This is a genomic window from Nitrospira sp. BLG_2 (genome assembly GCF_049222245.1).
This window is the reverse complement of the sequence record NZ_JBLYIG010000103.1, coordinates 1-7,796: the sequence shown is the minus strand read 5'-3', so window position 1 is coordinate 7,796 and position 7,796 is coordinate 1. Positions and strand designations below refer to the sequence as shown.

General features: G+C 59.1%; 7 protein-coding genes and 1 pseudogene. All 8 read left to right on the top strand.

Annotation, left to right across the window (positions count from 1 at the left end):
- A pseudogene (locus tag ACOSYY_RS03090) lies at positions 1-793 on the top strand (cytochrome B6); the annotation flags it as partial.
- Between the two features lie 8 nt (positions 794-801).
- Positions 802-1,200 carry a hypothetical protein gene (locus tag ACOSYY_RS03085; RefSeq protein ID WP_421660806.1) on the top strand — a complete coding sequence of 133 codons (399 nt, stop codon included), beginning with the start codon at positions 802-804 and terminating at the stop codon, positions 1,198-1,200.
- Positions 1,201-1,477: 277 nt separating this feature from the next.
- On the top strand, positions 1,478-1,639 hold the full coding sequence (locus tag ACOSYY_RS03080; protein ID WP_421660805.1) for a hypothetical protein: 162 nt from the start codon (positions 1,478-1,480) through the stop codon (positions 1,637-1,639).
- Positions 1,640-2,037: 398 nt separating this feature from the next.
- The gene (locus ACOSYY_RS03075) at positions 2,038-2,541 is read left to right on the top strand and encodes a cytochrome c3 family protein (RefSeq protein WP_421660804.1); all 504 of its coding nucleotides are present in this window, start codon (positions 2,038-2,040) and stop codon (positions 2,539-2,541) included.
- Between the two features lie 89 nt (positions 2,542-2,630).
- Positions 2,631-4,826: a molybdopterin-containing oxidoreductase family protein gene (locus ACOSYY_RS03070; RefSeq protein WP_421660803.1), complete on the top strand. Its 2,196-nt coding sequence runs from the start codon at positions 2,631-2,633 to the stop codon at positions 4,824-4,826.
- Between the two features lie 155 nt (positions 4,827-4,981).
- Positions 4,982-5,686, top strand: coding sequence for a 4Fe-4S dicluster domain-containing protein (locus ACOSYY_RS03065; protein WP_421660802.1), 705 nt, complete (start codon positions 4,982-4,984; stop codon positions 5,684-5,686).
- Positions 5,687-5,697: 11 nt separating this feature from the next.
- Complete coding sequence (nrfD, locus tag ACOSYY_RS03060) at positions 5,698-7,032, top strand: NrfD/PsrC family molybdoenzyme membrane anchor subunit (protein ID WP_421660801.1); 1,335 nt, start codon at positions 5,698-5,700, stop codon at positions 7,030-7,032.
- Positions 7,010-7,660: a quinol:electron acceptor oxidoreductase subunit ActD gene (locus ACOSYY_RS03055; protein WP_421660800.1), complete on the top strand. Its 651-nt coding sequence runs from the start codon at positions 7,010-7,012 to the stop codon at positions 7,658-7,660. Before nrfD ends, ACOSYY_RS03055 begins: the two co-directional genes overlap by 23 nt.
- Positions 7,661-7,796 lie beyond the last annotated feature (136 nt).

Below are 7,796 nucleotides of genomic sequence, written 5' to 3'. Positions count from 1 at the left end.
CAATTTCCATCGGCTGTTCAAGGATCTTCTCACGCCGGTCCAGCTTGATGGACTTAGAATGTTATTGACACCGTTGCCTCAGGAAGAGTTCAACGCGACCGATGATCGTAAAAGCCTCCATCCTAGTTTGGGTGTGACCTGTCTCGATTGTCATATCAACGGCCATACGACCGGACAGTTCCATCTGAACCCCGATATGCGGCCCGAAGAGCGGCGCCTGCGTCTCGATACGACGAGCCTCCGAGGAGTATTCAATCAGCAGATCCACAGCTCAAAACGTAGCTTACGTTCGATTGAGGACTTTACGGAGTTCGAGCAACGGACGGCGTACTTCAACGGCGATCCGATCCATGCCATGAAGAAGGGGATTGTTATCTTAGACCGAGTCCGCGTCAGTCACATGGCGCAGATGCAGAACATGCTGGATTTTCCCCCGGCGCCGAAACTCGATCCCATGACCGGTCGGCTGGACGCGAAGAAAGCCACGGAAAACGAGATGCGAGGAGAAAAGATCTTCTTCGGCAAGGGCCAGTGCGCGGCTTGTCATACCCCGCCGTTCTACCTCGACCATCAGATGCACGACTTGCATCTCGAGCGTTTCCTGAAGGACGAGCCGGGAGACGGACCGATGAAGACCTTCACGCTCAGGGGTATCAAAGATTCCCCGCCGTATTTCCATGATGGGCGGTTGTTGACGCTGGAGGACACCGTGGAATTTTTCAATCTCGTGATGGGACTGAAACTGTCGCAAGAAGAAAAGAAGGATCTCACGGCGTTTCTGCGGGCGCTATAGAGGTTGATATGGCAAGTCGCGCACCGATCGTTCCGCTGATAGCAGGGGTATTTTTCGGGGCGGTCACATTCATGGCCGAGTTCTCGGATTCTGTCGCGGGACCGGCGGACTCGGAGGTCAACCACACGATGAGTAGCGCCAATTCCGCAAGGGTCGGCGAACGGACCGCGCGATCCGGCTTGGATAATACGCCGGAAGGCGGCACGTTGCCTGGAGGGACAGTGCCGGGCGGCACCTGGCCTAATCGCACAGTTCCCGGCGGAACCGTTCCGGGCGGCACAGTTCCCGGCGGTAGGTTGCCCGGCGGCACTGTACCAGGCGGCACCTGGCCTGATAGCACATTGCCTGGGGGGACCGTGCCGGGCGGCACAGTCCCCAGCGACAATTTGCCCGGTGAGGACCCGTAACATTGCTATCACGCTTCATGTCCGCAAGCCGTGATCTCCGGTTTTGGTTTTAGTTTTATAAGAGAAACATGACGTCATCATTCGTCGTTCATGATCGCGGAATCACGGAAAAGCATCGCGCAAAGAGAGGCGCCTCGCCTGGACTACGATGGCTGACGGCCGCCGAAGGCGCCACACCACGCTACACGTCACCTACTAAGGTGAAGCAGGAGAGCCAGGATCTGCCGCAAAAATACCGCGCAAGGAGGATGTATGCCGACTCAAAAGAGGGCTGGACGTGCAACAGGGAGAGGTCGCGCTGGGAGTACAACAGGAAGAAGTCGTGCCGGAGATGTCACTGGGGGAGGTCGTTCTGAGCGTGAATCGCGCCGTGGCGGACAAGAGGCCGGCAGGAGAGGCGCGAGCCGGTCGAGCCGCTCGGCGCCGAAAGCAAACTTGAAATAGAACAAATGGATCGATTCGTCGGACGACCATGAGGACCGCAAGGCACAATCGTTGGCGACACACAATCACGATGTGATCCGACCAATGGGCTGAATCGAGAAAGTCGTCGGCGATACCCAAGGACAAGACGGGGCGGGCATTCCGCGAATTGACTTTCCCGGCTACGGCGGAACCAGCGATAGCGCGGGCCGTTCTCCTCGATGCCAACGGTGCCCGTCGCTGCCGGCCCGAGAGCAGAGCGTCGGAATCACGATCTACGTATGACTGATCGGATAACTTGTCTGACGAGCGGACAGTTTTTCCGATTATTGATCACCATATCCCTTCCATTCTGCATTTTACAGGGGCCTATTCTTTGCACTTTGGCAGGCCGTGACGAGTCTTCGCTCACGCATGAGCGCCGTGCCCGTGCTGCTGTTCACCGGCGTGATGGCTGCCGGGATAGGCTTTCTTTATTCCTCCGGCAGTTCCGACTCGAGCGGCCAAGATATTCAACCGGTGTCGTTCAGCCATGCGCGGCATGCCGGACAACTTAAAGTGGACTGTTTGTACTGCCATCGCTTCGCCGCCGTCTCCGCGGCGGCTGGTGTTCCGTCCGTGCAATTGTGTATGAGCTGCCATCGGAATCTGATTGAGGAAAACGCGGAGGCTAAGACTCTATCGGACTACTGGAACCGTCAAGAGACGATACCCTGGGTGCGGCTGCAACGGTTGCCGGACTTCGTCTATTTCACGCATGAAATGCATCTCAGGACCGGGTTGCACTGTGCCGATTGCCACGGACATGTGGAGCGCATGTCCCACACGCCGCGCGCCGCGAGTTACGAAATGGGCTGGTGTCTGACCTGCCATCGGCAGCGCGGTGCGTCGCGTGACTGTTGGGTATGCCACAAATGAAGGGAGGATTGAGTGTTGAGGTCCGCGAGACGAGCGAAATGGTGAGCGCCCAATGTCTTCCGTAGTGATGGGTGACTAATGGTAAGGCCATGGATCTGAAACGTCGTACTTTTCTCAAGACAGCGGCCCTTGCTGCGGCAGGATCGCTGCTTCCCGGTTGCGAGCGCGAGACCCATCGCTTGGTTCCATACGTCCTGCCGGACGACGAGATCGTCCCCGGCGTCGCCGATTGGTATGCCTCCGTCTGCGACGAATGTTCCGCCGGATGCGGCGTGCTCGTGCGCGTGCAGGAGGGGCGAGCCAAAAAGGTCGAAGGCAATCCCGATCATCCGGGGAATCAGGGGAAGCTTTGCGCGAGGGGACAAGCCTCATTACAAGGCCTCTACAATCCCGATCGGCTTCGGCGACCGGTTCAACGAGAGGGCCGTCGAGGGGAAGGAACGTTCATCCCGATAGAATGGGAAGAAGGTCTGCGACGTTGCGCGCAGGCCCTCCAAGATACGCGCGTACCGCCGTTAATGGTGACCAGGCCCCTATCCGGGACTCTCGCAAGGCTGTTGTCGGATTTTATGGATTCTTTAGGGGGCCGGCTCTACTTCTATGCGCCGGATGCGGAGTTGCCGCTGCATGCCGCATGGCATGAGAGTGTCGGTGACGGCGTGGTCCCGTCCCACGACCTGGCTCAGACGGATTATCTGTTGTCCTTCGGCGCTCCATTTCTCGAGCATTGGCTGTCTCCGGTCGCCATGGGCATCGCCTTCGGCCACATGCGCCAGGGACGCGCTACGGTGCGCGGCCGGTACATTCATATTGAGCCTCGGATGTCCGTGACGGCCGCGAATGCCGACCAATGGCTGCCCATTCGACCGGGCATGGAAGGGATGCTCGCCCTCGGGATCGGACGGGTTATCCTCGATACGCATCGATCCCGGTCGACTGGGAAGTCACTCGACCGGTTCCGCGCATTCTACGGCTCTGCCCGGCTTGATGAGGTGGAGAGCGCCACGGGTCTTCCACGAAATGTGATCGTCCGTTTGGCTCATGAGTTCGCTTCCGCGCGAGCCCCGCTCGCCATCGGAGGCGGCACGAGCTGCGCTCAGACGAACGGCACGATATCGTTGATCGCGGTCAACGGCTTGAATGCGCTGGTCGAGGAGTTGGGTCATGAATCCGCCGCGCGTCGCTTCCGGCATGACGGTAACCGTTCTGCCGGTTCGATTCCTTGGCTGACCGAACGTACGGTGTCCGAGTTGGTCGAAGAACAGGCGAATACCGGCACATGGCCTGTGCTGATGCTGTATGGCTGCAACCCGCTTTTTGCGATGCCGCCGTCGGTGCCCACCGAGAAACTTTTTGAACGGGCCTCGTTCGTCGTGAGCTTCAGCTCGTTCCTCGATGAATCGTCCGAGTGGGCCGATCTCTTGTTGCCGGATCGTGATGCGTTGGAGTCGTGGGGCGATCATGTGGCCGAGACCACGACAGAGACCATTGGGTTGTCCCAGCCGGTCGTGACAGCGCTCTATGACGCGCGCCAGATCGGCGACACGATTCTTGATGTCAGTCGCCGGTTGAACCACGGGCACGCTCAAGCGCAAACCTTTTACGACTTGCTGCGCGAACGATGGAAAACATTCCTTGCCGATAAACCGCACGAAGAGGCGCCCGATTGGTTTGATAAGGCTTGGGTCGCTCACTTGCAGCAAGGAGGCTGGTGGAAGGGGGCGAGGAAAAAGCGTTTTCCACTGAGATTCTCTTCATCGCGACGCTTCGAGGATCCCGTCTTTTTCGGTGAGGAGCGAGAATATCCTTTTGCGCTCTATCCCTATCCTTCGATGACGATCGGTCACGGAGAAGGCTCCAATCGACCGTGGTTACAGGAATTGCCTGATACTTTGACGACGGTGGTGTGGGGCTCTTGGGTGGAAGTCAATCCCATGGCGGCAAAGGATCTTGGCATTCAACAAGGCGATATGGTGCGGGTCATTTCGCCGTTCGGATCACTAGAGGCCCCGGCCGTTCTCTTTCCAGGCATCCGCCCCGATGTCGTGGCCATGCCGCTCGGACAAGGCCATTCGAGCTATGGTCGGTACGCCAAGAAACGCGGGGTGAACCCCGTTGGATTGCTGGCTCCGGCTTTGGATACGGTGACTGGAACTCTGGCGTCAGGCGCCACCAGAGTTCGCATCGAGCCCACCGGCGTGAAAGGGCGACTGGTGACGCTTGAACGCCCCACGATGGAACACAACGGGTTGATCGCGATCGAACGACGATCAAATACGCGCTGAGTTCTGAGGTGCGCGATGCGAGGAATAACGAGCGTCACGTTTGCGCACGGGCGCCCTCGGCTTCGCCGCGAGGCGAGCGAGATGGTGAGCGTCCGGTGTCTTTTCAGTTCACAGTCCTCATTACTCAGTCCTGACGTGAAGGGGAGCGATAATATATGAGCGAGCCACAAAACAAGTCCCACAAGTGGGAAATGGTCATCGATCTCGATCGCTGTACAGGTTGCGAAGCCTGTGTCGTGGCTTGCCATGCGGAGAACAACATTCGCATTTCCGGAGAAGAGGAAGCGGCGCAGGGACGGGCGATCAATTGGATCAGAATCGAGCGCTATTGGGAAGGAGAGTATCCCAACGTCCGAGCTCGGTTCATGCCGGTGCTCTGTCAGCACTGCGATGACGCGCCTTGTGAGCCGGTCTGCCCCGTGTACGCGTCCTATCACACGCCGGAGGGGCTGAATGCGCAGGTTTACAATCGCTGCATCGGCGTCCGTTATTGCGGCAATAATTGCCCGTACACGGCGCGGCAGTTCAATTGGTTCGACCCGCACTGGGATGAGCCGCTCGCGGAACAGCTCAACCCCGACGTGACGGTCCGGCAGAACGGCATCATGGAAAAGTGCACGTTTTGCGTTCAGCGTATCCGCCGGGGGAAGGAACAAGCGGAAAAGGAAGGGCGTCCGGTCCGTGACGGCGACATCCTCCCCGCCTGCGTGCAGACCTGTCCCACTTCCGCATTGGTGTTCGGCGATCGTCACGATCCTGATAGCCGCGTCTCGAAATTGGCGCGGCAGGACCGGGGTTTCCATCTCCTGGAATCGGTCGGGACACATCCGGCCATCACCTATTTGAAACGGCTGACATAAGACATTCGAAGATGGATCGAGAGAAAAGACACTGGGAACACATTCCGAAGATCAATCACGATCTATTGGCGCCCCTGCTCGGGACCCATTGGACCTATTTTCTTTTGGTCGCGGCGCTGGCGTGTCTTGTGGTGGCCGGCGCCGGCGCGTGGACCTATCAAGTCCAAACCGGCATCGGGCAAACCAATATGCACCCGCCGATCTTTTGGGCGGTCTATATCGCGTCGTTTATCTTTTGGGTCGGCGCGAGCCACTCGGGCACGTTCATCTCGGGTGTGCTGCGCCTCACGAAAGCGGAGTGGCGCAGACCGGTCACGCGGATCGCCGAATTGATGACGTTCATTTCCTGTGTGATCGCCACCCTGTTCGTCTTCTTCCATCTGGGGCGCGTCTGGCGCTGGTACTACCTCATTCCCTATCCCAATCAGCGGGAGATGTGGCCGAATTTCCGGTCGCCGCTCATGTGGGATGCGACCGCCGTCTTCACCTATGCCACTGCCAGTACCATCTATCTCTATCTGCCCTTGATCCCCGATTTTGCGCTGCTGCGGGAACGGATCGGCGGCTGGCGCAAACCGCTGTACCGAGTGCTCTCGCTCGGATGGACCGGCACGCAGAACCAATGGCAGGTCTTGGAAACGGCTCTCCGGATCATCACGCCGTTGATCGTGATGGTGATGGTGTCCGTTCATTCGATCGTCGGATGGGATTTCGGCGTGTCGCTGGTTCCCGCGTGGCACTCCACGATCTTCGCCCCCTATTTCGTCGTGGGGGCGGTCCATTCCGGCGTGGGATTAGTGGCGATCGGGCTGTATGTTCTTCGCAAGATCTATCGACTCGAAGACTATATCGGACCCGAGCATTTCGACAAAATCGGCAAGTTGCTGCTCGTGACGACGATGAGCCTGGCCTATCTGTATTTCGCCGAACTGCTCACTATCTGGTACGCGAGCATTCCGGATCACATGTGGGTGGTGGACGCGTTGTTGACCGGTCCCTTTGCCGTGCCCTTTTGGTTCATGGCGACCTGTATCTACATCATCCCGCTCGTCACGCTGACGAACCCGACCTTTCGGCGCTGGCCGTTGGGCATCATGATCGTCGGTGTCCTCATCAACATCGGCATGTACATCGAGCGGGTCTTGATCCTGGTGCCCCCCTTGTCCTATCCCCGATTGCCGTTCAATTGGGGAAGCTATTTCCCGTCCTGGGTTGAAATGACCATCATCGCCGGATCATTGGCATTGGCGATCCTGCTTTATGCTCTGGCCGTCAAGGTTGTCCCGGTGATTTCCATTTGGGAGGAAAAGGAAGGACTCGTTCATGGCAGCCGCCACGGAAAATGAGATGACGGTGCTGGCTCTTTTCGAGCCGTCCGGCTATCCGGAATCGCTCGCCGAGGACCTTACGAAAACGGGCGTGCCGGAGGAGGCGGTCGAAGTTCTCTCGCCGTTGCCGCTGCATGAGGCGGCCTTGTCGCACCCCGCGCGTGTCCCGCTGCACGTCATCACGATCATGGCGGGTCTGGTGGGCATCTGCGTCGGCGTCTTTTTTGCGGGCGGCACGGCGCTTTTGTATCCCATCGTGACGGGAGGAAAACCGATCGTGGCCCCTCCGGTCGTCGGCATCATCGCCTTTGAAACCATGATGCTCGTGGCGATCGTCACGACTTTTGGAGCGATGCTTCTTCGGCTTCGGTCGGGAAGCCGGCACGCCGCCGAGCGCGATCCGCGCGTCGATGACGGGCTCATCGAGGTGATCATCTCCCTGCCGCCGGATGCTCCTCTAGTCGAGGAGGTCCATGCTCTCCTCCGGCAGGCCGGCGCGCTGGAAATCCGGCGTCGCCATCCGGCGCCGTCGGTGGCGCACGCGCTGGACGAAAAAGCACAGGTGGTTGCCGCTCTCCTCGCCGCGGCCTATCTCTTGTGTGGAGTGCAGGCTTGTTCGCGCGACATGCAAGAGCAGCCGTCCTAGCAATCCCAGGAAGCACCGCGGCTCCACTCTCCCATCGGGAGCGTGCCGCGCGACAGCCGGTCGATCATTCGGAACACAGGCGCGCCCCCGGCCATCGACGAGGGGGCGAGGCTCTTTCGCATCAATTGCGCACATT

Bases quoted from the DNA above. Each gene is read 5' to 3' on its own strand.
- ACOSYY_RS03085 (WP_421660806.1), top strand. From the start codon at position 802: ATGGCAAGTCGCGCACCGATCGTTCCGCTGATAGCAGGGGTATTTTTC.
- ACOSYY_RS03075 (WP_421660804.1), top strand. From the start codon at position 2,038: ATGAGCGCCGTGCCCGTGCTGCTGTTCACCGGCGTGATGGCTGCCGGG.
- ACOSYY_RS03070 (WP_421660803.1), top strand. From the start codon at position 2,631: ATGGATCTGAAACGTCGTACTTTTCTCAAGACAGCGGCCCTTGCTGCG.
- ACOSYY_RS03065 (WP_421660802.1), top strand. From the start codon at position 4,982: ATGAGCGAGCCACAAAACAAGTCCCACAAGTGGGAAATGGTCATCGAT.
- nrfD (WP_421660801.1), top strand. From the start codon at position 5,698: ATGGATCGAGAGAAAAGACACTGGGAACACATTCCGAAGATCAATCAC.
- ACOSYY_RS03055 (WP_421660800.1), top strand. From the start codon at position 7,010: ATGGCAGCCGCCACGGAAAATGAGATGACGGTGCTGGCTCTTTTCGAG.